25 protein-coding genes are annotated in these 23,717 nt (G+C 44.8%); 21 read left to right on the top strand and 4 right to left on the bottom strand.

Features of this window, described 5'->3' with window-relative positions:
• Positions 1–39: 39 nt before the first annotated feature.
• From QSV55_RS08870 to QSV55_RS08835, 8 genes are all read left to right on the top strand, one after another.
• Positions 40–711: a metal-dependent transcriptional regulator gene (locus tag QSV55_RS08870; protein ID WP_289649940.1), complete on the top strand. Its 672-nt coding sequence runs from the start codon at positions 40–42 to the stop codon at positions 709–711.
• 123 nt (positions 712–834) lie between these two features.
• Entirely contained in the window at positions 835–1,644 is an 810-nt protein-coding gene (locus QSV55_RS08865; RefSeq protein ID WP_289649939.1) for a metallophosphoesterase family protein, read from the top strand.
• A 12-nt stretch (positions 1,645–1,656) separates the two neighbouring features.
• Positions 1,657–2,373: a DeoR/GlpR family DNA-binding transcription regulator gene (locus tag QSV55_RS08860; protein ID WP_289649938.1), complete on the top strand. Its 717-nt coding sequence runs from the start codon at positions 1,657–1,659 to the stop codon at positions 2,371–2,373.
• A gap of 141 nt (positions 2,374–2,514) precedes the next feature.
• Positions 2,515–3,603, top strand: coding sequence for an ABC transporter substrate-binding protein (locus QSV55_RS08855; protein ID WP_289649937.1), 1,089 nt, complete (start codon positions 2,515–2,517; stop codon positions 3,601–3,603).
• 48 nt (positions 3,604–3,651) lie between these two features.
• Positions 3,652–4,491 carry an ABC transporter permease gene (locus tag QSV55_RS08850; protein WP_289649936.1) on the top strand — a complete coding sequence of 280 codons (840 nt, stop codon included), beginning with the start codon at positions 3,652–3,654 and terminating at the stop codon, positions 4,489–4,491.
• Positions 4,491–5,309 (top strand): ABC transporter permease, encoded by an 819-nt coding sequence (locus tag QSV55_RS08845; protein ID WP_289649935.1) that lies wholly within the window; start codon positions 4,491–4,493, stop codon positions 5,307–5,309. Before QSV55_RS08850 ends, QSV55_RS08845 begins: the two co-directional genes overlap by 1 nt.
• The gene (locus tag QSV55_RS08840; protein ID WP_289649934.1) at positions 5,269–6,270 is read left to right on the top strand and encodes an ABC transporter ATP-binding protein; all 1,002 of its coding nucleotides are present in this window, start codon (positions 5,269–5,271) and stop codon (positions 6,268–6,270) included. The genes QSV55_RS08845 and QSV55_RS08840 overlap by 41 nt, the downstream gene beginning before the upstream one ends.
• Before the next feature lie 15 nt (positions 6,271–6,285).
• On the top strand, positions 6,286–7,278 hold the full coding sequence (locus QSV55_RS08835; RefSeq protein ID WP_289649933.1) for a histidinol phosphate phosphatase domain-containing protein: 993 nt from the start codon (positions 6,286–6,288) through the stop codon (positions 7,276–7,278).
• Positions 7,279–7,388: 110 nt separating this feature from the next.
• Here QSV55_RS08835 and QSV55_RS08830 read toward each other — a convergent pair whose 3' ends face one another.
• Positions 7,389–7,994 (bottom strand): hypothetical protein, encoded by a 606-nt coding sequence (locus QSV55_RS08830; RefSeq protein WP_289649932.1) that lies wholly within the window; start codon positions 7,992–7,994, stop codon positions 7,389–7,391.
• Between the two features lie 368 nt (positions 7,995–8,362).
• On the opposite strand from QSV55_RS08830, the gene QSV55_RS08825 reads away from it, so the two are divergent.
• The 12 genes from QSV55_RS08825 to QSV55_RS08770 all read left to right on the top strand — a co-directional run bounded on the left by QSV55_RS08825 (position 8,363) and on the right by QSV55_RS08770 (position 19,370).
• The gene (locus tag QSV55_RS08825; protein ID WP_289649931.1) at positions 8,363–9,793 is read left to right on the top strand and encodes a 6-phospho-beta-glucosidase; all 1,431 of its coding nucleotides are present in this window, start codon (positions 8,363–8,365) and stop codon (positions 9,791–9,793) included.
• A 16-nt stretch (positions 9,794–9,809) separates the two neighbouring features.
• The gene (locus QSV55_RS08820) at positions 9,810–10,124 is read left to right on the top strand and encodes a PTS cellobiose transporter subunit IIB (protein ID WP_289649930.1); all 315 of its coding nucleotides are present in this window, start codon (positions 9,810–9,812) and stop codon (positions 10,122–10,124) included.
• 34 nt (positions 10,125–10,158) lie between these two features.
• On the top strand, positions 10,159–12,135 hold the full coding sequence (locus QSV55_RS08815; RefSeq protein WP_289649929.1) for a BglG family transcription antiterminator: 1,977 nt from the start codon (positions 10,159–10,161) through the stop codon (positions 12,133–12,135).
• A 16-nt stretch (positions 12,136–12,151) separates the two neighbouring features.
• The gene (locus tag QSV55_RS08810) at positions 12,152–12,478 is read left to right on the top strand and encodes a PTS cellobiose transporter subunit IIA (RefSeq protein WP_289649928.1); all 327 of its coding nucleotides are present in this window, start codon (positions 12,152–12,154) and stop codon (positions 12,476–12,478) included.
• Positions 12,479–12,483: 5 nt separating this feature from the next.
• Positions 12,484–12,984, top strand: coding sequence for a hypothetical protein (locus tag QSV55_RS08805; RefSeq protein ID WP_289649927.1), 501 nt, complete (start codon positions 12,484–12,486; stop codon positions 12,982–12,984).
• 20 nt (positions 12,985–13,004) lie between these two features.
• Complete coding sequence (celB, locus tag QSV55_RS08800) at positions 13,005–14,360, top strand: PTS cellobiose transporter subunit IIC (protein ID WP_289649926.1); 1,356 nt, start codon at positions 13,005–13,007, stop codon at positions 14,358–14,360.
• 66 nt (positions 14,361–14,426) lie between these two features.
• Complete coding sequence (locus QSV55_RS08795) at positions 14,427–15,863, top strand: 6-phospho-beta-glucosidase (RefSeq protein WP_289649925.1); 1,437 nt, start codon at positions 14,427–14,429, stop codon at positions 15,861–15,863.
• Complete coding sequence (locus QSV55_RS08790; RefSeq protein ID WP_289649924.1) at positions 15,864–16,682, top strand: Cof-type HAD-IIB family hydrolase; 819 nt, start codon at positions 15,864–15,866, stop codon at positions 16,680–16,682. It begins immediately after the preceding gene.
• A 230-nt stretch (positions 16,683–16,912) separates the two neighbouring features.
• Entirely contained in the window at positions 16,913–17,875 is a 963-nt protein-coding gene (gene dhaK / locus QSV55_RS08785; protein ID WP_289649923.1) for a dihydroxyacetone kinase subunit DhaK, read from the top strand.
• Between the two features lie 11 nt (positions 17,876–17,886).
• Positions 17,887–18,456 carry a dihydroxyacetone kinase subunit DhaL gene (gene dhaL / locus QSV55_RS08780; RefSeq protein ID WP_289649922.1) on the top strand — a complete coding sequence of 190 codons (570 nt, stop codon included), beginning with the start codon at positions 17,887–17,889 and terminating at the stop codon, positions 18,454–18,456.
• Positions 18,456–18,821, top strand: coding sequence for a dihydroxyacetone kinase phosphoryl donor subunit DhaM (gene dhaM / locus QSV55_RS08775; protein WP_246143159.1), 366 nt, complete (start codon positions 18,456–18,458; stop codon positions 18,819–18,821). The genes dhaL and dhaM overlap by 1 nt, the downstream gene beginning before the upstream one ends.
• Positions 18,822–18,896: 75 nt before the next feature.
• Positions 18,897–19,370 (top strand): DUF805 domain-containing protein, encoded by a 474-nt coding sequence (locus tag QSV55_RS08770; RefSeq protein ID WP_289649921.1) that lies wholly within the window; start codon positions 18,897–18,899, stop codon positions 19,368–19,370.
• Between the two features lie 76 nt (positions 19,371–19,446).
• On the opposite strand, the gene QSV55_RS08765 is transcribed toward QSV55_RS08770, so the two are convergent.
• From QSV55_RS08765 to QSV55_RS08755, 3 genes are all read right to left on the bottom strand, one after another.
• Positions 19,447–20,352 (bottom strand): 3-hydroxyacyl-CoA dehydrogenase, encoded by a 906-nt coding sequence (locus QSV55_RS08765; RefSeq protein WP_289649920.1) that lies wholly within the window; start codon positions 20,350–20,352, stop codon positions 19,447–19,449.
• A 169-nt stretch (positions 20,353–20,521) separates the two neighbouring features.
• Entirely contained in the window at positions 20,522–21,451 is a 930-nt protein-coding gene (locus QSV55_RS08760; RefSeq protein WP_289649919.1) for an ornithine cyclodeaminase family protein, read from the bottom strand.
• A complete protein-coding gene (locus tag QSV55_RS08755) occupies positions 21,438–22,721 on the bottom strand; it encodes an MFS transporter (RefSeq protein WP_289649918.1) in 1,284 nt (427 codons plus the stop codon). Before QSV55_RS08755 ends, QSV55_RS08760 begins: the two co-directional genes overlap by 14 nt.
• 158 nt (positions 22,722–22,879) lie before the next feature.
• Here QSV55_RS08755 and QSV55_RS08750 point away from each other — a divergent pair, with 158 nt between their 5' ends.
• Positions 22,880–23,689 (top strand): alpha/beta fold hydrolase, encoded by an 810-nt coding sequence (locus tag QSV55_RS08750; protein ID WP_289649917.1) that lies wholly within the window; start codon positions 22,880–22,882, stop codon positions 23,687–23,689.
• Positions 23,690–23,717: the final 28 nt, after the last annotated feature.

Below are 23,717 nucleotides of genomic sequence, written 5' to 3'. Positions count from 1 at the left end.
ATGATATATTGTAAATATAATAGGCAAGGAGATGACCTCATGGCTGTAAACAAAATTTCCGAAGAAAAAGAGGATTATTTAAAAGTGCTGCTCACTCAAGACGGAGACAGCCGCTATGTATCCAATAAATTACTGGCCAATCAGTTGAAAGTGAAGCCGCCGTCCGTCACTGAGATGATGACAAAGCTGCAGAAGGATGGACTGGTGGACTACCAATCATATAAAGGATACATGCTGACTGAGCAAGGATTGCAGCATACGCTTGGAATCATTAAAAGACATAGACTGATCGAAAGCTTTCTTATCGAATTTCTGAATTATTCCTGGGACCAGGTGCATAGTGAAGCTGAAGTGCTTGAACATAAAGTTTCAAGCTTGTTCATCGACAGAATTGACCAGCTCATGGGCTATCCCGCACACTGTCCGCACGGCGGCATCATCCCGAGAGGGGACGACTATCAGGAGACTTATCAGAAGAACTTACTCAGTTTCAGTGAAGGAGACTTCTTGATCATCAGAAGAGCGGACGACCATCCGGAACTGTTAAGCTTCCTAGACAGCAAGCACATTAAGATCAACTCAAAAATCCAGCTGATTGAGCATGACGAGTCTACGTCACATCTGTTGATCAGACATGAAGACAATGACATAAAGGTCGATAAAAATTGGGCGAGTGGTATATATGGTGAAAGATACACTTCAGTTAGCTGATACCTCGAGATTTTAATTTTTAAATACATGTCGATGATTTACAAAACTTACACACTTCTTTTATGTCTGCTTAATGTTTGAAATTTATAATTCAGACATACAAACAAAAAGAGGTGCTTGTTCATGATTAAGATTCTCCAGTTAACTGATTTGCATTTTGGTGTAATAGAAGATCCGGCTCTAGACATGAAGACGCAGCAGCTGATCACCCGTCTGATCAGCAAGGTTCAACCAGACCTGATAGCCGTCACAGGTGATCTCGTCTGGAGTTTAACGCAGGACAGTCTACATACATACAGTGAACTGCTTGCCTTTATCAATCAGTTTGATGTGCCGTTTGCTGTGACATTCGGCAATCATGACAGTGAAGGTGAGTACGGACGTGATGTCCTCATAGCACAGTTGCAAGAGCAGTCGAACTTCATCGATATGATGAACGCAGAAGTCATCATGGATAGACTTAATTATTTTATTGAGCTTGAGGACGAGGGTATCAGCCACCGTCTCTACTTTATGGACAGCGGAGATTATGATGTGGAACAGTTCGGAGAATATGCTTATATCTATCTGGAGCAAATTGAATGGCTGGTAAATCAAGAACGTGATTACGAGGGTGTCTCACAGCTGTTTATTCATATTCCGTTGCCGGAGTATGCAGATGCTAAGCGGTCAGGTCTGGCAGAAGGTCATCAGGATGAGACGGTATGTGCGCCCGTCTTGAACACTGGATTATTCAGTGCATTATTCTTTCAGACCTCCGTCCAGAGTGTCTACTGCGGGCATGACCATGATAATGATTTTACTGCGGATTATCACGGCATCAGGCTGAATTATGGTCGTGTAACAGGCTATAATACTTATGGAGAGCTTAATCGCGGTGGTCGTGTGATTGAAATGGAAGGTTCGGTGATTAAGTCCTATATTGTGGAATAAGGGGATGAGCGATTGAAAGATGAAAGACACAATGAAATCATCAAACTAGTTGAAAAAGAAGGAAAGTTGTCCGTTAATTATCTATCTGAGATTCTTCATGTAACGAAGGAAACGATTCGCCGGGATTTGACTGAACTTGAGAAGTCGAAGCGGATATCGCGTATTCATGGTGCTGCGATTCCTTATGAGAATAACAGTAAGGAGCTTCTCTATCATAGAAAACTTGCACTTAATGAGACGGATAAGAAGGAGATTGCCAGACGGGCGGCAGCGCTGGTTGAATCGAATGACATGATTGTAGTGGACGGCGGCACCACTACCGTGCACATGCCGGAATTTTTTAACGGAATCAAGGGTTTGAAGGTTGTGACCAATTCTCTCACATTCGCGCTGAAATTTAATGAAGCTCTCGAAAATGGCCGTGTTGAAGGAGAACTGATTATGGCACCTGGTGTCTCTTACTATGAGCAGCAGACAGTTAAAGGCGCAATGACCTTAAGGTTCTTGAGTGAGTGCTTTTTTGATAAGGCTTTTATTTCATGCGGCGGTCTGACTGATGACATCGTAACAGAATATGATTTTGAGGAGACAGAGATTTCTAAAATAATGATGGCGCAAAGCAGAGTATGCTACTTGTTATGCGGCCGGTCCAAGTTCGGGCTGACGAAGGCATTCAAAATAGCAAATACTCAAGATTTTGATCAGATCATCATGAATGACAGAGAATAATAGTATTCTCTGTTTTTTATTTGCTTTACATTTGTTTTACACAAATTAATGTTTGTTTCACTTTTGTTTAACGTTAAATTAATAATCAGCTGTTATATTTAATCCGTAGCAAACATTATATTACTAAAGGAGAATACACAAGTGTTCAAAAAACTATTAGTCCCGACAATCGCTGCGACTGTCTTACTTGGTGCCTGCGGAGGAAATAACAGCTCAGACTCAACCGAAAAACTTGATTTAAATAATGTTAAAGTAGCGGACCTTGAAAAGAAAGCTAAAGAAGAAGGCCAGGTCAATTCATTAGGCATGCCTGATACATGGGCGAACTGGAAAGAAACATGGGCAGATATCAATAAAGAGTATGGTATTAAACATAAAGACACTGATATGTCTTCAGCAGAGGAACTGGCCAAGTTTGAATCTGAGAAGAAGAATGCCACCGGCGATATCGGAGACGTGGGTATCGCCTTTGGGCCGCTCGCTGTTGAAAAGGATTTAGTAGTAGGATATAAGACAAGCTATTTTGATGAAATACCTGACTGGGCGAAAGACAAGGATGGTAAGTGGATTATCGGTTACACAGGAACGATGTCATTTATGACAGATAAAAATTCAGTGAAGGATACCCCTAAAACCTGGGAAGATATTAAGAACGGGGACTATAAAGTTTCAATCGGTGATGTAGAGAAAGCAAATCAGGCTCAGTTTGCTGTATTGGCTGCTGCTTATGCTTTCGGCGGCGATGAGAAGAATCTGCAGCCCGGCATCGATTTCTTTAAGAAACTTGCAGAAGAAGGACGCCTAATTACCACTGATCCTGATATCGCAAGCATCGAAAAAGGGGAACACCAAGTTATGCTGTTATGGGATTTCAATGCCCTGAACTATCGTGATCAGATTGATAAGAAACGTTTTGATGTCACCATTCCATCTGATAAGTCTGTAATGAGTGGTTATGCGACGGTCATCAACAAGAATGCAAAGAACCCATATGCCGCAGCATTGACCCGTGAGTTCATTCTGTCAGACGAAGGACAGGATAATTTAGCGAAGGGCTATGCGCGTCCTATCCGTGAGAAAGCAAAAATTTCAGACGAAGCGAAGAAAAAACTGCTGCCGGACAGCATGTATCAAAATGTGACACCAGTCAAAGATTCAAAAGCATGGGATGCTGCCCTGAAAGAATTACCGCAGAAATGGCAGGAAGAAGTCACTTCTTCTATCAAGTAACCGTATAAGGAAGACTGAGGTCTTCCTTTTTATTTTGAGGAGGATTCTATGAAAGGAAAATCTATTTTTTTAGTAGCAATAACTCTGTTATTCATTGGTATTCTTGCCTTCCTGGTTTATCCGTTCGCCATGATGGTCGTCAGCAGCTTTCAGAATAACACGCAGGATGCGTTTACGTTCAGCAACTATGCTGAGGTCCTTACTAAGCCGATGTACTTAACAGCATTTATGAACTCCATTCTTATTTCCGTTATATCAAGCCTGAGTGCCCTGCTGCTCACTATTATAGCGACGTATGCAATTAAGGCAAAAAGCGAGAAGTTTCAGAACAATATTCTGGTGATGGCCAACCTGACCTCCAATTTTGCAGGTATACCGCTTGCCTTCGCGTTCATTATTCTGCTGGGCAATACCGGTCTATTTACCCTGCTTGACCGACAACTAGGTCTCCATGTCTTAGAAGGCTTTAATCTTTATAGCTGGAGCGGCCTTATTCTGATCTACATCTATTTTCAGCTGCCGCTCGGTATCATGCTGTTATATCCCGTGTTTGATGGCTTAGAGGATAACTGGCGGGAAGCAGCAACTATACTGGGTGCAAGCGACTTCCAGTACTGGCGACGTATCGCGCTGCCTTTTATTTCACCTGGCATTCTCGGTGTATTTGCCATTATGTTTGCCAATGCTATGGGTGCTTATGCTTCGGCCTATGCACTGACTGGCAGTACCTATAATATGCTAGCCATTCGTATCGGCGCGACTGTCTCTGGTGATATTTTTGCAAGACCGGAGATCGCTGCAAGTTTATCTGTTATATTAGCGCTGATTCTGCTGATCAATATGCTGGTCAATGACTGGATGACGCGACGTCTGAGGAGGGATCTATAATGAAGAAAGTCGTCAAATCTGCTAGCCTCATTATACTGAGTCTTTATCTGCTGATTCCGCTGGGTGCCACTTTCCTCTATTCATTTGCGACACAGTGGAGTCGTACTGTCTTGCCTGAAGGACTGACCTTCAAATGGTATCAGCTGTTGTTTTCAGACAGTGAGTTTATCAGTTCCTTGCTTCATTCCCTCCTGCTGACAGGAGGCACGACCTTAGCCGCTGTCCTGATCATGGTGCCTGCTATTTACGGCATCGTCCTTTATTTTCCTCAGTTTGAACGATTGATCAAGTGGACGATTATCGGTGTCTATACTATGCCTGGGATCATATCTAGCGTCGGATTATTGAAGGGTTACGCCAATACCTCCATTCCTATGCTGTTTGTTGTGGGAGGTGCCTATTTCGTGAGTATTCTGCCGTTCATGTATCAAGGGATTCGCAACAACCTGAGAAATATTAACGTTGTTCAGTTAGTTGAAGCGGCAGAGATACTTGGTGCCTCCAAGCTGGTTGCGTTCCGGAAAATCATTCTGCCTAATATCATGCCCGGAGTCGTCGTTTCAGCATTGTTGAGTTTCTCGGTTCTATTCGGCGAATTTGTCATGATTAATATTCTGCTAGGGTCAAACTTCAAGACTATACAAATTTATCTGATGGAAAATCTGCAGAAGAACGGACATATATCCAGTGCGATAGTGAGCTGTTACTTCATTCTTTTGGCTTTAATCACGTTGATTATTCTGAAATATACCTTAAGTAAGAAAGGAGAACATATGAATGAGCTACATCACCATCAAACAGTTAGTGAAGACGTTTAACGGTAAGGAAGTGTTGAAGATGCTTGACCTGGAGATAGAAGAGGGCAGTCTGACAACATTACTAGGACCAAGTGGCTGCGGTAAAAGTACTTTGCTCAGAAGTATAGCAGGCCTTCATCCGATTGATAGCGGTGAAATTATGATCGATGGTAAACGTGTTGATCATTTGTCACCGAATGCACGTAATATTGGAATGGTCTTTCAGAACTATGCCCTGTTTCCCAATATGACTGTATCAGAAAATATTCGTTTCGGTCTGGATATGAAGAAGATGAATAAAACGGAAGCAGCGGCTAAAGTTGAGAAGATGATTGAACTTGTCGGTCTTCAGGGAAAGGAAAATGCCTATCCCCGGCAGTTGTCGGGTGGCCAGCAGCAACGTGTGGCCCTTGCGCGTGCACTTGTGACGGAACCTAAAGTATTATTGCTGGATGAACCGCTCAGTGCACTGGATGCACAGATCAGGAAACATCTGCAGTTACTGCTGAAAAAAGTACAGATGGAGCTGGGTATTACGATGATTCTTGTGACACATGATCAGGAAGAGGCAATGGCACTCAGTGACTATGTCTATATCCTGAATGACGGCTATATTGCACAAAGTGGTGTGCCGAATGATATCTATAAACATCCGGAGAGTGAATTCATCGCGAAGTTCATCGGCAATTATAATGTATTGGATGAAAGGCAATATGAACACTTATTCAGCCGGCCTTTAGCGGATGCAAGATTTGTGGCGATACGGCCTGAGACAATCAGTGCGATTCCGGAGACAAATGCGCTTGAACTAGTCGGCGACGTCGTCAGCACAGCGATGTTAGGATCCATTGTTCGCTATAATGTCAAAATAGGGGAACAAATCATTCATGTCGACCGGCTGAACCGCTCTCATAAGCAGTTGGATACGGATCATCAGCTCCGTCTCTATATCAAAGAGGAAGACATGATTAAAATTGTATAGTCAGGAGGGTGCCACATGAAAATCGATCTGCATATTCATTTAGAAGAGGGGCCTTATACTCATAACTTCTTCAATAAAACGTTGACTGCGATAGAAGAGGTGAAAGAGATTCAATCAGATGACACACTGGAATCGATGCACTATAAAGCACAGTTGTTTAATACCCGTCTGTTTGAAGGTGATTACTCAGAATGGTGGCTGGATTTATATCTTGAAACAGCATTGAAGAAAGGAATTAAAGTCGTGGGTATTGTTGACCACCTCTACCGCTTTTATGAGACGAAGGATTATTTCCTGAAATATATGGATGTCTCAGATAGTGACCTCGGCAATAGACAACGCTTATGGTTGAAGCAAGTCATGACGCATCATTTAGGAGAGTTTGTAGATTTTATCAACAGTCAGAAAGAAAAGTGGCGTTCAGCGGGCGTTGAATTAAGGTTAGGCATCGAAGCGGATTATTTTGAAGGAGGAGAAGCTGAACTTCAGTCATTACTAGCTGAGTATGAATTCGACTATATCATCGGCTCGGTTCATTTTAATCGGGGGTGGGGTTTTGACAATCCGGAGCTGCAGAATAAATTTGAGACATTCGATCTCGTTGAACTGTATGAAAGTCATTTTAATACAGTGATAAGAGCAGCTGAAAGTAAGATATTCAGTTATATCGCGCATCTTGATAACCTGAAAGTATTTGGATACAGACCAGATGAAGCATTATTGCGCCCGATGTATGAGAGAGTAGCACAGGCATTAAGTGAGAACGATATTGCGACTGAAGTGAATGTAGGGCTGAAATACAGATACCCGGTCAAAGAACAATGCCCCAGTCAAACATTTATCAAAGTGTTGAGTGATTACAATGTCAAATTTACGACAAGCTCAGATAGTCATTTTCCGCATGAAATCGGTATTTATAACGAGGAAATCCGTTCCTTACTGAAAGAAAATGGTGTCAATGAAATTGTAATGTTCCAAGACATGAAAAGACAGAGTATCCAGATTTAACATCAACTGGAATGCCAATTCAATGAAATAATCAATATGATAAAAAGAACTATGGAACTGCAAGACGCAGCTTCATAGTTCTTTTGTCTATTATATATAGTTTTTTACTTCTACATATTGGTCCATTTGTATGGATCAATTCCGTTAAAGTTTGGTACATGAGGCGCCAGCTGATCAACATACCAAATACCATTTTCCTTATAGTAGCTGACAGAAACATTTTCATAGTTACGAAGAACGTAAGTCGCTTTCTTAAGTGAGTACGAACCGCCAGTCGGTCCGCCGAGTCTTGACTCAAGAGTTGTCTTCTTGATATGGCGGTCTGCTAGCCCGAAGGACATACTTTTTAGAATAGTGCTGCCTGTCGGGTAATCTGCTCGTGGATGATGGAAATTCATAACAAGACGGTTTTTAGCGCCATAAGCAGTTCTGACGAATGTTCCACCGACTTTATCGCGTTCTGTTCTTGAGTAATTGAATTCACCACCGCGTGCTTTGACTTCACGGTATTTCTCACCCAGATCGATATACATAAATTCAAAAGTACCTTTACGCATTGCCTGCAGCTGATTTGTTGAAACGGGAGAAGGGATATTCTGATCTTTCAGTATATATGCGATATCAGGCTCAGCATCACTAATGGCAGCATGGGCAGGAACCGCAGTTAGAATAGATGCAGCAATCAACGGAACAGCAAGTAAAGATTTCAGTTTCATCATAACAACTCCTTAATGGTAGTATTTCATATTAATTGTAACATGATTTCATACAAATAGTTCTTTTATTATCAGATTAAAGATAAAAAACATAATATATAAAAAATTCAATAAAATGTATGATTTATTTGGAACGTCCAACAATCTAAAGAACAATCATTAATTGCGCGCCCTAGATATCATTGCTGATATCCGGGGTGCTTTTTGTTTAGTCGAAGGATGAGTAATGATAAAAAGTAGTGTATATAATTAAGACATTATGTATATAAATTCTAAAATTTGCCGTATCATTACGGTAAATGTATAGATTCCAAATTTAGTATGTAAGCGTATACAATTGAATAAAATAAGAGTAAGGAGGAATCTCAATGTCAAAGTTACCAGAAGGTTTTCTGTGGGGTGGAGCGGTTGCGGCCCATCAGTTGGAAGGAGGATTTGACGAAGGGGGTAAAGGCATCAATGTAGCAGATGTTATGACAGCAGGTCGCCATGGTGTACCGCGTGAGATCACAGACGGCATCGTTGAAGGGAAGTACTATCCTAACCATGAAGCGATTGATTTCTATCATCGCTACAAGGAAGATATCGCCTTGTTCAAGGAGATGGGCTTCAAATGTTTCAGAACGTCCATCGCCTGGGCAAGAATTTTCCCGAATGGTGATGACAGTGAGCCGAATGAGGCGGGGCTGCAGTTCTATGATGATTTGTTTGATGAATGTCTGCGTCAAGGCATCGAACCTGTCGTGACATTAAGTCACTTTGAGTTACCTTATCATCTTGTAACGGAATACGGTGGCTTCAGAAATCGCCGATTGATCGAGTTTTTCGTCCGTTTTGCTGAAGTGGTGTTCGAACGCTATCAATCTAAGGTCAAGTACTGGATGACTTTCAACGAGATTAACAATCAGGCGAACTTCCATGAGGATTTTGCACCGTTCACGAATTCCGGTATCAAGTATCAGCCGGGGGAAGACCGCGAGCAGGTGATGTATCAGGCAGCGCATTATGAGCTGGTGGCAAGTGCTCAGGCCGTGAAGGTAGGTAAACAGATCAATCCTGAGTTTGAGATCGGCTGCATGATTGCCATGTGTCCCATCTATCCGGCGACGGCAGATCCTAAAGATGTCCTGATGGCTCAAAAAGCCATGCAGAAACGTTATTACTTTGCAGATGTCCATGTGCATGGTGAGTATCCAGGTTTCCTCACGAAGTATTTCGAGAGAAAAGGCTATCAACTGGATATCACTGATGAGGATCTCGCAGTGCTCAAGGAAGGTACGGTCGATTATATCGGATTCAGTTATTATATGAGTTTTACAGCTTCTCATAAACAGTCAAATGAGCATTATGATTATGTGGAGACCAGAGACCTTGTCCGCAATGATTATGTCAAAGCGTCTGACTGGGGATGGCAGATTGATCCGGAAGGCTTAAGATATTCTCTCAACTGGTTCACGGATATGTATCATAAGCCGCTCTTCATCGTCGAAAATGGCTTCGGCGCTATCGATGAACTTGACGCTGAGGGTGTTGTGCAGGATGACTACAGAATTGAGTATCTGAGAAATCATATTGAACAGATGATCTTAGCTGTTGACGAAGATGGTGTCGACTTAATCGGCTACACGCCGTGGGGCTGCATCGATCTCGTATCAGCCGGTACGGGTGAAATGAAGAAACGTTATGGTTTTATCTACGTTGATAAGGACAACGAGGGGAACGGTACATTGGAACGCACGCCGAAGAAATCATTCTACTGGTATAAAGAAGTTATCACATCAAATGGGGAAAAGTTATAATAAGGAGGATATTACAATGAAAAAAGCATTGATTATTTGTGCAGCAGGGATGTCATCATCACTGATGGCCAAAAAAACAACTGAGTTCCTACAAGGTAAAGGTGAGGATATCGAAGTCGAAGCCGTGTCAGCAAATGAAGGTGCAAAAATGATTGAGACAAGTGATTTTGACTTATTCTTGATCAGTCCGCAGACTAAAATGCACTTCAATCGTTTTAAAGGAATCGGGGACCAGGTCGGCAAGCCGGTCGTCAATATTCCGCCTCAGGCCTATATACCGATTCCGATGGGCATCGAAAAACTAGGAAACTTAGTTTTACAGGAAATCTGATCTTAAGTTTCCTTTTAAAGAAAAGAGGAAACGTATGTTGAGCAAAAAAGAAAACATCATACTGAATTATCTTGTCGCTCATCAGGGACGGTATGTCAGAAGCAAGGAAATCGCTGAAGCGTTGAAGATGTCAGAGCGGACGGTGCGTAAATATATCGGCCTGCTGCATGACTCAGTCGACCAGAATGGCGCCAAGATTATTTCGAAACAGGGTCATGGCTACAGACTTGATATTCATTTTCAGATTGAATTCGAAAACTTTCTCAAGCAGAATCCAGGTCAGCCTTTTGATACGCAGGATGCTATGAATGGTGCGAACGAACGGCAGTATTACATTCTGAATCAGCTGTTGTTTGAGCAGCAGTGGGTGATGGTGGACGACCTGGCTGAGAAGTTATTCGTCAGTCGCTCCACTATCAATCAGGACCTCACTCGCATCAAACATGAGCTGGAGCGCTATCATCTCAAGCTGATCAGCAAGACAGCTAAAGGGATTGCCCTGGCAGGAGATGAACGTGATAAGCGGCATCTGATCATGGATTATTTCCTGGGCAAAGGATTCTATTCCACTATCAATAAATATTTCGGCAACATGATGATATTAAATGACATCAATCTTGAAGAATTATCCATCATTGTACTGGATGAGACAAGGGGAGCGGAGATTCTGCTGTCTGACTATATCCTGCAGAATCTCGTGCTGCATCTGGCTTTATCCATCAAGCGTATACTGGATGGCAACTATGTGCAGAATGGCAGCCTGGAAGTCGCTCAAGTAGAGCAGTCAGAATATCGGGTGGCCAAACGCATACTGGACAGAGTGGCAAAGGTGTATGCGGTTACATTTCCGGAGGCTGAAGCGGTCTATATCGGCTTACACATACTGAGCAAAGGCTCTCCCAAAAGAGAAACTGCAGCTGATGCCGCACTGCAGGCACAAGTGACAGAGGTGCTTCAGTCCATCGAAGCGGATTTTGGTTATCCAATGACTACTGACCTCCAGCTGATCAATGGAATCACGACGCATATCAAGCCGTTGCTGCTCAGGCTTAAGAATGATATTCAGCTCGAAAATCCGCTTCTTCAAGAGATTGAGACTAACTATCCTCATTATCTGCTATTGACCCGCAAATATTTCGAGGTCATGCCGAGTCTGCAGAATTATACGATCACTGACAGTGAATGGGCCTACCTGACGCTTCATATTCTGGCAGCCATCGAAAAATATGAGGACCGTCAGAAGTTGAATGTGCTGCTCATCTGTGCGACAGGATATGGGAGTGCACAGATGCTGAAAATCAGGGTGGAGCGTGAATTTCATTCACATCTCAATATTGTGGATGTCATCAGCTATTACGACATCAAGCACTATGACTTGAGCCATATAGATCTCCTGATATCAACCATTGACCTCTCCACCCAGCTGTTCAAGGTCCCGGTCATTCATGTCAGTGTTCTGCTGAATGAACAGGATATCGCTGAGATCAACCGTTTCCTGCATACGAAGACTGCTCCTGCATCAGACTCTGTGACCAGCTATCAGCGTAACAGGCACAACGAACAGATTGTTTCACGCTACTGCCGTCCTGAACTGTTTCATTATATCGATAGACCAGTCACCAAAGAGGAGGTCTATGACCTGCTGCTTGACAGTCTGACTGCACAGGAAAACCCGACATATAAGAACCAGATGCTGCGGCAGGTTCATTACAGGGAGGAATTCAGCTCAATTGTCTTCAGCGAGGATGTCGCAGTACCTCACCCGGTACAGCCGATCGGTGATCATTCGAATATTGCGGTGGCTATTATTCCAGCTGGTGTCTGGTATGAGAAGGAGGAGCGGCTGATCAAAGCTGTATTCATGCTGTCCCCGTCACGCTTTGAAGACAGCAATATGAAAGAGATGGTCGGCCTGATTGTTGATCTGATTGACAGCAGACAGTTGACCGAGCGGCTGCTTCAAGCTGAGCATTTTGAAGAGTTTAAAACAATTTTATTAACGGCGTATTAGTTGGAGGGAGTTAACAATGAGTCAGGAAGAACTACAGATGGTTGCATTTCAGATAATCCTGCATAGCGGGAACTCAAGAACGCTTGTTCATGAGTCGTTTCAGGCGATGCGTGCAAATGATTTCGCTGTCGCCGAGCAGAAACTTGAAGAATCTAATAAAGAACTGACAGAAGCACATAAGGTACAGACGTCATTGTTACAGCAATATGCATCGGGTGAGGAAATCAAGATTGAAATCATCATGGTGCATGCGCAGGACCACCTGATGACGACCATGACCTTACGAGAGATGGCAGTGGAAATGCTGCATTTATATCGTCGAATCAATAATGAACAGGAGTGATGAACGTGATGACAGCATCCATGCAAGAACTCGAAAAGAATAAAAAAGAGACAAGTATCAAATCCATGTACTTCAACAGATACCTAGGTGTCCGTTATACACTGGCTCTGTTCTTCTTCTGTAATCTTTACTGGCTGCTGTCATCAGCGCTATCATCCAGCATGTCTCTATTGCTGCCTGCAGTGAATATTGTGCTCGCAGTGCTGGCCATGTATGAGCAGGTCAGAATATTCAGTAGTCATACAAGCGATGCACCAGCTGCGCGACGCGCCTTCAGAGTAATCGGAGCGGTGAATGTGCTTGTTATTACACTGCTGTTCATTCCCGGTATGTTTGAGTGGTGTTATCCCTTTATCAATGCCACGATGACCAACCGACTGATAGTCGCAGCCGTACTTCTTGCAGGTCTATTGCTTACGCTATACACGCTGCAGAAATTAACGCGGATCCGTCAGCAGCATGACAAGCAATATCATCGTATCAAACAGTATGAAAAACTAATCTAACGAAGAAATGAGTGATCAAAATGGAAGAACAACAAAATGGTCTTTTTGCTTTGCTCGAAAAATACTTGATGGGTCCAATGGGGAAAATTGCCTCATTTCGATTTGTGCGTGCGGTTATGGCAGCAGGGATGGCGAGTATCCCGTTCACAATCGTCGGTTCGATGTTCCTTGTGCTGAACGTACTGCCTCAGACCTTCACTTTCCTGGAAGGCTTCTTCAATAGTACTTTCTTTAGAATCAGCGATCTCTATATGCTGGCGAACAAAGCGACCATGGGTATTCTCGCTTTATACTTCTGTCTTGCCATCGGTTATGAATATACGAAGACATTTGTTGAAGATGAAGGGCTTAATGTCAATCCGCTTAACGGTGCCTTACTCTCTATGATGGCTTTCTTCATGGCTATCCCTGAACTGGTGCTGAAAAACGGTAAGATGTCAGTGGTCAATATCCTGTCTGATGACGTCAAGACCATCAACGGCTGGACGATGGGAGATGGGGTCTCTAGACTGGGGACAACCGGTATCTTTACAGCCATCATCATGGCGTTTGTTGCGGTGCAGTTATATCGACTCTGCGTTAAGAACAACTGGATCATTAAAATGCCTGAAGCTGTGCCGGAAGGGGTATCCCGTTCCTTTACTGCATTAATTCCTGCCTTTCTGGTGGCCTTTGTTGTAATCATCATCAATGGTATCTTAGTGGCACTTGGCACTGATATTTTCAAGCTGGTGGCCATTCCGTTCGGTTTCGTTGTCAATCTGACGAACAGCTGGCTGGGCTTGATGGTCATCTACTTCATCATTCACGCGTTATGGATTGTGGGGATTCACGGTGCGAATATCATTTCCGCTTTCCTGACGCCGATTGTGCTCGCGAACATGCAGTCCAACCTGGACGGTGCTAATATCCCGTTTGCTGGTGAATTCCAGAACTCATTTGTTATCATGGGCGGTTCAGGTGCGACACTCGGTCTCTGTATCTTCATTGCCTTCCTGGCAAAATCAGAACAACTGAAAATCCTCGGTAAAGCCTCTCTGGCGCCTGGTATATTCAACATCAATGAACCGCTGATCTTCGGTCTGCCGATTGTCTATAACCCGTTCTTAGCGATTCCATTCTTCCTGGCTCCAATGGTGTCAGCGACTATCGGCTACTTTGCGATTAAATTCGAGTTCATCAAACCGATTATTGCGCAGGTGCCATGGCCTTCTCCTATCGGTTTAGGGGCTTTCATCGGAACAGCCGGTGATTATATCGCAGTTATTGTTGCCTTGATCTGTGGTATCGCTTCATTCCTTGTCTGGCTACCATTCATCAGAATGTACGACAAGAAATTAGTAGTGCAGGAACAAGGCGGGGAATCCATTATTTAAGTAATTCAAGAACATATCTAGCTATAGATGTGTTCTTTTTTATCAACATTTTAAGGAGGACGGAACATGACTATATTATCAGATGACTTTCTATGGGGCGGCGCCACCGCTGCCAATCAATGTGAAGGTGCCTATCAGGCAGACGGAAAAGGGCTGTCAATCGTCGATAAACTGCCGGCTGCAGAAGAACGGGTGAAACCCCTGTTTGATCCGGGTCATCATATCAATGAGACATTTAGCTATTATCCAAGTCACCAATCCATCGATATGTATCATCATTATCAGGGGGATATCGCCCTGTTCGCTGAGATGGGTTTTAAGGCTTACCGCTTTTCTATCTCCTGGCCGAGAATCTTTCCGACAGGCACAGAAGAGGAACCGAACGAGGAGGGGCTGAAATTTTATGACCGGTTATTTGATGAGCTGGAGAAATACCACATTGAGCCTATTGTCACCCTGAATCATTTTGATACCCCTTATGCACTCGTGGAAACAATAGGCGGGTGGCGTGACCGTGCGACAGTCATTCATTACGAGCGATACTGCAGAGCAGTGATGGAACGTTATAAAGACCGTGTGAAGTACTGGCTGACGCATAATGAAATCAATATGGTGCTGCATATTCCGCTTATCGGCGGGGGATTGATTTTCCAGGACGGTGAGAACCAGAATCAGGTGATGTATCAGGCGGCGCATCATCAGCTCGTTGCGAGCAGCCTCGTTACTAAGGCGGCTCGCGAGATTAATCCCGCATTTCAGGTCGGCTGTATGCTCGCATCAGGCGAAGTTTATCCGAACACTTGTCATCCGGATGATATGATGGCTGCAATTGAGAAGAATCGTGAACAGTATTTCTTCATTGATGTTCAGTCACGTGGCTTTTATCCATCCTATACACGGAAACTCTTCCGCGAGCTGGACGTGAATATCCACTTTGAGCCGGGCGACAAAGAACTTCTGCAGAACTATACGGTGGACTTTATTTCATTCTCCTACTATGCCAGCAGGCTGGTCAGTGCCGATCCACTGGTGAATCAGCAACTGCAGTCAGGGAACGCCTTTGCTTCACTTCAGAATCCTTACCTTGAACAGACCGAATGGGGCTGGCAGATTGACCCAGTTGGTCTACGGGTCACCATGAATCAGATATACGATCGCTATCAGAAGCCATTGTTTATAGTAGAAAATGGTTTAGGCGCAATTGATGAAGTCAATGTAGACGGATCGATTAACGATGATTACAGAATCACCTATATGAAAAGACATCTGGAGGAGATGATCAAGGCGGTGGATGATGGTGTCGAATTATTAGGCTACACCGCCTGGGGATGTATTGATCTGGTCTCTAACAGCACAGGACAGATGTCAAAACGCTACGGCCTCATCTATGTGGATCTGGATGATGAAGGTAACGGTACACGGGCACGCAGGAAAAAGAAATCATTTGACTGGTATAAAGAAGTCATCGCGTCTAATGGTGAAATATTGGAAAGAGGTGTCTAAATGATTGATCAATCTATCAAGCTGATTGCCCTTGATTGTGATGGCACCCTGATCAATGATGAGGGTGAAATTACAGAAAGAACGGCAGCGGCTCTTATAAAAGCCCAGCAACAGGGAGTAAGAGTAGCGTTAGTATCAGGAAGACCAAGAACGGGATTTCAGTATGAAGTGGAAAAATTGCTTCTGAAGGCACATCACGGATTACTATGTGCCTATAATGGTGGAATGATTATTGACGTACAAAATGATGAAGTTAAATATGAAAAACCGATTAAGGTTGATGAGGTCAGACGATTTCTTGCTGACATTGAACGACATCAACTGGTCTACATTATCGATAATGGAGAAACGCTTTATAGCAATGATATAACTAATCAATACGTCCAACATGAAAGCACGGCCCATCATCTGAAGTTGGTTCATAGTCCGAATCTGGCAGATAACATCGATTTCACACCTTTAAAGATACTATTAACAGCAGATAAGGAACGAATCAACGAACTGTATGATGAAATCAATGAAATATGTGGTGAAACACTGGGCTCTATTAGATCTGCACCCTTTTATCTTGAAATCACTGTAAAAGGGGTTAATAAATCTTCGGCACTCGATCATATTTGTGATTCAATTGGAATCACAAAAGGAAATTGTATGGCATTTGGTGATAATTACAATGATTATGAGATGATACGAGATGCTGGAATTGGAGTAGCGATGGGTAATGCGGTGGAATCAATCAAAAAAGTGGCAGATATAGTGACAAAGAGTAATAACGAGGATGGAATAGCAGAAGTACTGGAACAGTATGGATTAACTTAACCATTAGTTCATAATACGGATGAACACGTATTGATTTGTAGTTGTTTATAAATAGTCATCTAGCTTATATAAAATAATGATGAGCTCATTCGATATAATACTGACGTCCAGTTCAATCTGGGCTTTTTTATATCTATTATTTATTACACATTCATCAAACAATCCAGCACACAATTGTTAGCGCTTTCTAATGGAAATATTTATAATATAAGCAACAGGAGGCGAATCTAATGAAAAAGTTAGTGAATGACAAGACACAGTTTGTTGCGGATATGTTGAAGGGACTCACGTTAGCGGACGACACACATGAAGTCATTGCAGATTCAGTCATTGTGCGTAAAGACAGGAAGAAGGACAAGGTGGCCCTTGTCTCAGGCGGCGGCAGCGGTCATGAACCGGCACATGCAGGTTATGTCGCTGAGGGGATGATTGATGCGGCTGTCTGCGGTGAGGTCTTCACCTCGCCGACACCGGACAAGATACTTGAGGCCATCAAGGCGGTGGCGACTGATGCGGGCGTACTTCTTATCGTCAAGAACTATGCCGGTGATGTCATGAACTTTGAGATGGCGATGGAGCTTGCTGAGATGGAGGACATCAAGGTTGACCGCGTGATTGTCGCGGATGATATCGCCATCGATAACAAGGAACAGCGTCGCGGGGTGGCGGGCACTGTCTTTGTCCATAAGATTGCAGGTTATTATGCTGAGCAAGGTTTATCTCTTCAAGAAGTAAAAGCCAAAGTGGAGGCGGTGCTGCCGCAGATGCATACAATCGGGATGGCACTTCAGCCTTGTATGGTGCCGACGACTGGGCAGTATGGTTTCGAGCTTGCAGCTGATGAGATGGAGATCGGCATCGGTATCCACGGCGAGAAGGGCATCTACCGCGAAAAAATGGAGACGGTCGATCGAATTGTTGCACGGCTGATGGCAGAGCTCGAGAAAGAGATCGAGGGTGACAAGTTCATCGTCATGGTCAACGGCATGGGCGGCACCCCGCTCAGTGAGCTCGCGGTCGTTGCACGCTACTTAAAAGAATACTTTGATACGAAGCATCTACAGATGACAAAGCTTTTTGTCGGTAACTATATGACGGCGCTGGATATGCAGGGCTTCTCCATTACACTCCTCAAGCATGACGATGATTACGTAGCAGCTCTGGACAGTAAGACAGCGAGTAAATACTTTTAGGAGGACTTCGTATGAATGCACACGAACTGAAAGAACGTTTGACAGGCCTGCTTCAGACCTTTGAAGAGAATGAAACATTGCTGACGAACCTAGACAGAGAGATCGGCGACGGTGATCACGGCGTGAATATGCTACGCGGATTCAAGGCAGTGAATGACAAGCTGACCGGCGAGACCATCGCAGACGTACTGAAATCCTGCGGCATGACCTTGATGAGTGCGGTCGGCGGCGCGTCTGGACCGCTGTACGGCTTCTCGTTCGTCAAGATGTCGCAGGTCGCTGAGGATGAACTGACAGCAGCCAATATCCACGCCCTCCTTGATGCGTTCAAGGAAGCGGTGAGTGCACGCGGCAAGGTGACAGGCGGCGAGAAGACGATGTATGATGTCATCAGTCCGGCAGCAGATGCCGATCATCTGCTCTCATCAGAAGAGCTGCAGCAGCTGGCTGAAGAGACGAAGGATATGATGGCGACTAAAGGGCGTGCTGCCTATTTCAAAGAAAAGTCACAGGGGACGATTGATCCGGGTGCACAGAGTGCGGTCTATATCCTCGATGCCTTGATCGGAGGTGTCCGCTGATGGAAATCTGTGTCGTCAGTCATAGTGAAGAGATTGCTGCAGGAATCCAGGCACTTGTCAGTCAGATGGCAGAGGGTCTGACGATTAAAGCAGTCGGTGGTATCGACGGCGAAATCGGTACATCGATTGATGCAATTACAGCGATGTTTGATGAAGTAGAGGATGAGGCCCTTGTCTTCTACGATATCGGCTCCAGCAAGATGAATATTGAGATGGCGCTCGAGATGAATGATTATTCACAGATCACAATCGCTCATTATCCGCTCGTGGAAGGGGCTTTTCTGGCTGGTGTAGAAATGATGATTGGTAAAAGTAAGGATGATATTTTAGAGAGCTTGAAAAATAACTTTAAAGAGAAAGACTGACAGCTACCTCGTCCCTAGCTCTCGCTGGTAGGGGAATGAGCGAGATGATGTGTTTCTTGAGAGGGACGACTGAATATGGGAATGAGAGAAGCTATGAAGGATTTCTGGTGGTATGCCTTTACGAGTGAAGGACGGGATACACGGACACAGTTCTGGCCGCCTATGATACTGTCGGTTGCTATTTGGATGTTGATCTGCTGGTTAATCTGGTGGCTGGATGAACGTTTTTACAGTCCGGGAGAAGGGATGTCTATCGGGTTACTACTTTTCTGCCTGCCGTCATTTTTTATCCTTGTCTGGGCTTGTTTCAGCGGCTTTATCCGTCGCTTACGTGATATAGGTATCAGTGAAAAGTGGTACGTCGTCATACAGATAATATGCGGAATTCTGTATTTACCGTCGCTCATTGTATATATCATGAATGGCTTCAAACAGGCGGCGTTAAGCGACACACTCTTTCAACTAGCTGCTAGTGGCTTCTTCATTATATGGGGCGTGCTGCTGCTCATATCACTGCTGCCGACAGACTGGGCACTGAAACGCAAATAACATACAACATCGACTTAAAGCAAACACCCCTGTAGTTGTAAAACTTCAACTACAGGGGTGTTCTATTATGATGAGATTATTGATCGCCTTTTGCTTTCAGGAAGTTTTCTTGTCGGTAGCTAGGATTTGGATACGTGTAGAACCCTTTACCTGTAGATGTGCCTAAATGGCCTTTGTCGATATATTCTTCTTTCATCAGCTGAGCGAATTTTAGTAATTCCTCGTCTTTTTCTTCCTGTGCTTTTGTCAAGGTGATGTTGTAGTCCGTATTCAGTCCGATGACATCTAACGCACCGAACGGGCCGACCTTCATACCGGTTGCTGCCATCCAGGTTTTATCGATGGTCTCCGGATCAGCGACACCTTTCACATAGAGGCGTTTACCGGCTTCGAGGAATGGCACCAGGATTGAGTTTAAGATATAGCCGGGCTGTTCTTTCAGCACGTGCAGTGGAATCAAGCCGATTGATTCCGCAAACTCCAGCACTTCATATTCATATTTCTTGTCAGTGCCGGCATGCCCCATCACTTCGCCTGTGTTGTTTTTCCAGACTTCATTGGCGAAATGTAACGCCAGGAACTTTTCGGGCCGTCCTGTATATTCAGCGAAGTCACTTGGAATCATCGTTGAAGAGTTTGTCACAAAAATCGTTTTTTCAGGTGCGACTTTCGCCACATTCGTATAAAAGTCGACTTTGATTTTCTTGATTTCAGGGATGGCTTCAATCATCAGATCGGCATCCTGCAGGGAAGTCTCCAGGTCATGCGTAGTAGAGATACGTGCTCTGGCTGCTTGGGCTTTAGTGTCATCATGGAAGAAAGCCGTATAAGTCGCAACCAGCTTATCCAGTTTGTCGATAGCTGCTTTTTCTGCTTCCTCATTGATATCATAAAGCTTCACATCATAACCAAAGTAAGCTGACTGAAAGGCAATCTGAGTGCCTAAGACACCGCCGCCGACAATCGTAATATTTTTCATCATAACCGTCTCCTTTATTTATTACTAATTAGTATCATTTCATTAATTATTATAATCCTTATTGATAAGGAGCTCAAATAAGTTGCTTATAAATTAAATCTCAAAATAGATAAGCTTGCTCTGGATGAGAGCAAGCTTATCTTAATGATGCTAGATGAACTGAGTGTCGCAGTTACTTCAGTCGCTGATAGGCCCCTACCGTTACGGCAAGATCGTAGTAGGCGGCACCGACAGACTTGAAGATAGTGATCTCCCGTGGCTGCTGCGGCAGCGTGCTGATAGCGGCCAGCGGGACAGCCTCACTGAATGAAAAACTGCCGTCCTGTTCTGCCTGAATGAATTCGCCTGCCTCGTGTCTTGCACCCTCGATATCATCGAGGACGATGCAGTCAGCTTGTGTGATCGTCTCGGTATCAATCTCGCGCATCGAGGGTAAGTAGGAACCGACGCCGTTAATATGAACAGGTCTTTTAAGATGGTCGTGACTGAAGACTTTTTCCTCAGAACGGGTGGCACAGTTGATGATATCTGCACCAGTCACCGCTTCTTCCGCTGTCTGACAGACAACGATGTCAGCTGTGGTTACCGCCTGTAATCTGGTCTTAAAGGCATACGCTTTATCGGTTGTTCTGTTATAGAGCTTGATTGTCTGAATATCTCTTACGGCAGTAACGCCGAGCATCTGCTCGAAAGCCATGCCGCCTGTGCCAATGACGCCGAGCACCTGTGCATCTGAGGCAGCTAAGTGATCGGTTGCGACTGCACTCATGGCACCCGTTCTGAGACGTGTCAGATAGCTGCTCTCCAGAGTCGCGACGTGGGCACCATGTGTGAGCTCACTGAGCAGTGTAACCCCTTGCGAGACAGGCTGCGTATTATTCTCCGGGAATATGGAGATGGTCTTCAGAATGGAATACATACTTCTCGTATTGATGCAGGGCATATAGAGCATGGTGTCAGCAGTACCCGGCACTTCAATCACTGTTCGCTCCTTCATGATAATATGCTGGCTCCGGACGTCCTCCAGGACAGCCCGGATATCTTCGATAGCATCCGGCATCTGGTAGACGGACTGAATGTCTTCGTCATTATAATACTTCATGGCCAGGCTCCTTATGACGCTTGATACTGAGCACAGCGGTGATGGAGATCGCAGCGATGACCATCAGATAGATGGCTACGGGCACGTAGGAATGATTGAAGCGGCCCATCAAGTATTCTGCGATCATCGGTGCTGTTCCGCCGGCCAGTGCGGCACCGATCTGATAGCCGAGCGTTACACCCGTATAGCGGACTTCCTTGCTGAAGACTTCCGAGAACATCGTGCCTAAAACGGCGGTGATCGGTGACCAGATGATGCTGAGACCGATAATAGTCGCGATCAGCACCATGACAGTGGAACGCTGTTCAAGCAGCCAGAAATACGGGAAGCTGTACAGCATCATAGCGGTCGCACCGATCAGGTAGAGCTTCCGGCGGCCGACACGGTCACTCAGTCTGCCGTAGAACGGAATCATCAAGGTCGTCAATATCGCAGCGGCCATGACAATTAGCATGATATGTTCAAACTTCAGATGGAGTGTCGTCGTTGCATAGCCGACGACGAACGTCCCGAAGATATAGAAAGGCGCGGTCTCGACAAATTTTGCGCCGCTTGTGATCAGCACTTCTTTCCAGTGATATTTCAAGGTGTGGAAGAGCGGGACTTTCGGTGCAGTGCCTGCCTGCTGTACTTCCTTGAAGGCAGGGGTCTCGTCCAGGCCCTTACGGATGATGAAACCGAAGACTACGAGCACGCCGCTTAAGATAAACGGAATACGCCAGCCGAAGCTGTTGAACTGTTTCTCAGTTGTCAGCGCCGTCATCAGATAGAAGGACAGTGAGCCGAGCACCATACCGATTGTGACGCCCATCTGCGGCACGCTGCCGAAATAGCCGCGTTTTTCAGGTGGCGCATACTCAGTAGCCAGCAGCAGAGCCCCGCCCCACTCACCGCCGATACCGAGACCCTGTACAAGGCGGCAGAGCAGAAGCAGAAGCGGTGCCGCGATACCGATGGATTCATAAGTCGGAATCAGACCGATGGCCACTGTCGCAACACCCATCAGCAAGAGTGTCATGACGAGTGTCTTCTTGCGGCCCATCCGGTCACCGATATGGGCGAAGAAGATGCCGCCGAACGGCCGGATGAAGAAGGAGAGCGCGAGGCCGAAATAGGCGATCAGATTAGAGACAGTCGGATCGTCCGTCACGAAATACTGCTTGCTGAAGATGACGCTCGCTACGGATGCATAGAGAAAGAAATCAAACCATTCAATGGAGGAGCCGATAAGACTGGCGCCGAGGACCTTGTTCTCAAGTTTCTTGTTCATTGTTATTTCCCCTTTGTTTAAGCTGTATTTAAATTAAATATTATATTTGAAAGAATTTTCTGTCAATTATAATTTTATCGGTTATTCGTTTTATAACGGATTATTTTTTCTTCGGGAGGGTATAATCTCCTGTTATCAAAAGAGAAGGACGGGATGAGATGAAAATACAGATTAAAAATATCACACTGAACTATCAGGAGGCAGGCACGGGCAGACCGGTCTACTTCATTCATGGCAACGGGCTGAATCTGTCCAGTCAGTACCAGCTGTACGACCATTTATTTGATGATTCATTCAGACGTATCTATCTGGATCTTCCTGGCATGGGTGAGTCGGAGGCGGATCTATCCATCACGACGACGAATGATATGCTGGATGTCATTATGGCATTCATCGATACACTGACGCCGCATCAGGATATCATCCTGTTCGGTCATTCCTACGGGGCCTATATGTGCTTAGGGCTGATGGACCGCTGGAAGAACCGGATCACGGGTGCCTATCTGACTTGTCCGGTCGTTGAAGGCCAGTACAGTGAACGCAACCGTGAGCTGCTTGAACAGAAGATTGAGGAGCGTGTCAATGTCCAGGAGGATGCGGACTACTACGATGAGTATCTGGCTACGACGGCTGTCATCAACCAGCAGACATGGGAACGGTACCGTGAACAGATCGTACCGGGCATCAAGCAGGCTGATAAGACTTTCATGAAGGAGCTGAGACGAGACGCGAGTGTCTACTATCAGTTCCGCTGTGAAGATGTGATTGATATCGGTGATGATACCATGCTGCATGTCGTTGTCAGTAAACAGGATACCGTCGTCGGATACAAGGACCAGCTGTCATTCTTCAACAATGAACCGAATGCCACTGTAACGCTTGTCGCGAACGCCGGTCACAATCCGATGATAGAGGAGAAGGAGCTGATTCAGTCACTCGCAGCTGTTTTTATTATGCACCTGAAATAAGCGTTGTGCATATATCACTTTTAGTCTA

Source organism: Macrococcus bovicus (assembly GCF_030376725.1).
Lineage (GTDB): Bacteria > Bacillota > Bacilli > Staphylococcales > Staphylococcaceae > Macrococcus > Macrococcus bovicus.
Note: the sequence above shows the minus strand (reverse complement) of the source record. Positions and strands in the feature narration are given on the sequence as shown.

What these genes read in the sequence shown, in the direction of transcription:
- celB (WP_289649926.1), top strand. Translation starts at nt 13,005, where the DNA reads ATGGAAGAACAACAAAATGGTCTTTTTGCTTTGCTCGAAAAATACTTG.
- QSV55_RS08845 (WP_289649935.1), top strand. Translation starts at nt 4,491, where the DNA reads ATGAAGAAAGTCGTCAAATCTGCTAGCCTCATTATACTGAGTCTTTAT.
- QSV55_RS08795 (WP_289649925.1), top strand. Translation starts at nt 14,427, where the DNA reads ATGACTATATTATCAGATGACTTTCTATGGGGCGGCGCCACCGCTGCC.
- QSV55_RS08765 (WP_289649920.1), bottom strand. Translation starts at nt 20,352, where the DNA reads ATGATGAAAAATATTACGATTGTCGGCGGCGGTGTCTTAGGCACTCAG.
- dhaL (WP_289649922.1), top strand. Translation starts at nt 17,887, where the DNA reads ATGAATGCACACGAACTGAAAGAACGTTTGACAGGCCTGCTTCAGACC.
- QSV55_RS08825 (WP_289649931.1), top strand. Translation starts at nt 8,363, where the DNA reads ATGTCAAAGTTACCAGAAGGTTTTCTGTGGGGTGGAGCGGTTGCGGCC.
- QSV55_RS08755 (WP_289649918.1), bottom strand. Translation starts at nt 22,721, where the DNA reads ATGAACAAGAAACTTGAGAACAAGGTCCTCGGCGCCAGTCTTATCGGC.
- QSV55_RS08850 (WP_289649936.1), top strand. Translation starts at nt 3,652, where the DNA reads ATGAAAGGAAAATCTATTTTTTTAGTAGCAATAACTCTGTTATTCATT.
- QSV55_RS08770 (WP_289649921.1), top strand. Translation starts at nt 18,897, where the DNA reads ATGGGAATGAGAGAAGCTATGAAGGATTTCTGGTGGTATGCCTTTACG.
- QSV55_RS08840 (WP_289649934.1), top strand. Translation starts at nt 5,269, where the DNA reads ATGAGCTACATCACCATCAAACAGTTAGTGAAGACGTTTAACGGTAAG.
- QSV55_RS08760 (WP_289649919.1), bottom strand. Translation starts at nt 21,451, where the DNA reads ATGAAGTATTATAATGACGAAGACATTCAGTCCGTCTACCAGATGCCG.
- dhaM (WP_246143159.1), top strand. Translation starts at nt 18,456, where the DNA reads ATGGAAATCTGTGTCGTCAGTCATAGTGAAGAGATTGCTGCAGGAATC.
- dhaK (WP_289649923.1), top strand. Translation starts at nt 16,913, where the DNA reads ATGAAAAAGTTAGTGAATGACAAGACACAGTTTGTTGCGGATATGTTG.
- QSV55_RS08810 (WP_289649928.1), top strand. Translation starts at nt 12,152, where the DNA reads ATGAGTCAGGAAGAACTACAGATGGTTGCATTTCAGATAATCCTGCAT.
- QSV55_RS08870 (WP_289649940.1), top strand. Translation starts at nt 40, where the DNA reads ATGGCTGTAAACAAAATTTCCGAAGAAAAAGAGGATTATTTAAAAGTG.
- QSV55_RS08820 (WP_289649930.1), top strand. Translation starts at nt 9,810, where the DNA reads ATGAAAAAAGCATTGATTATTTGTGCAGCAGGGATGTCATCATCACTG.
- QSV55_RS08830 (WP_289649932.1), bottom strand. Translation starts at nt 7,994, where the DNA reads ATGAAACTGAAATCTTTACTTGCTGTTCCGTTGATTGCTGCATCTATT.
- QSV55_RS08750 (WP_289649917.1), top strand. Translation starts at nt 22,880, where the DNA reads ATGAAAATACAGATTAAAAATATCACACTGAACTATCAGGAGGCAGGC.
- QSV55_RS08790 (WP_289649924.1), top strand. Translation starts at nt 15,864, where the DNA reads ATGATTGATCAATCTATCAAGCTGATTGCCCTTGATTGTGATGGCACC.
- QSV55_RS08815 (WP_289649929.1), top strand. Translation starts at nt 10,159, where the DNA reads ATGTTGAGCAAAAAAGAAAACATCATACTGAATTATCTTGTCGCTCAT.
- QSV55_RS08835 (WP_289649933.1), top strand. Translation starts at nt 6,286, where the DNA reads ATGAAAATCGATCTGCATATTCATTTAGAAGAGGGGCCTTATACTCAT.
- QSV55_RS08865 (WP_289649939.1), top strand. Translation starts at nt 835, where the DNA reads ATGATTAAGATTCTCCAGTTAACTGATTTGCATTTTGGTGTAATAGAA.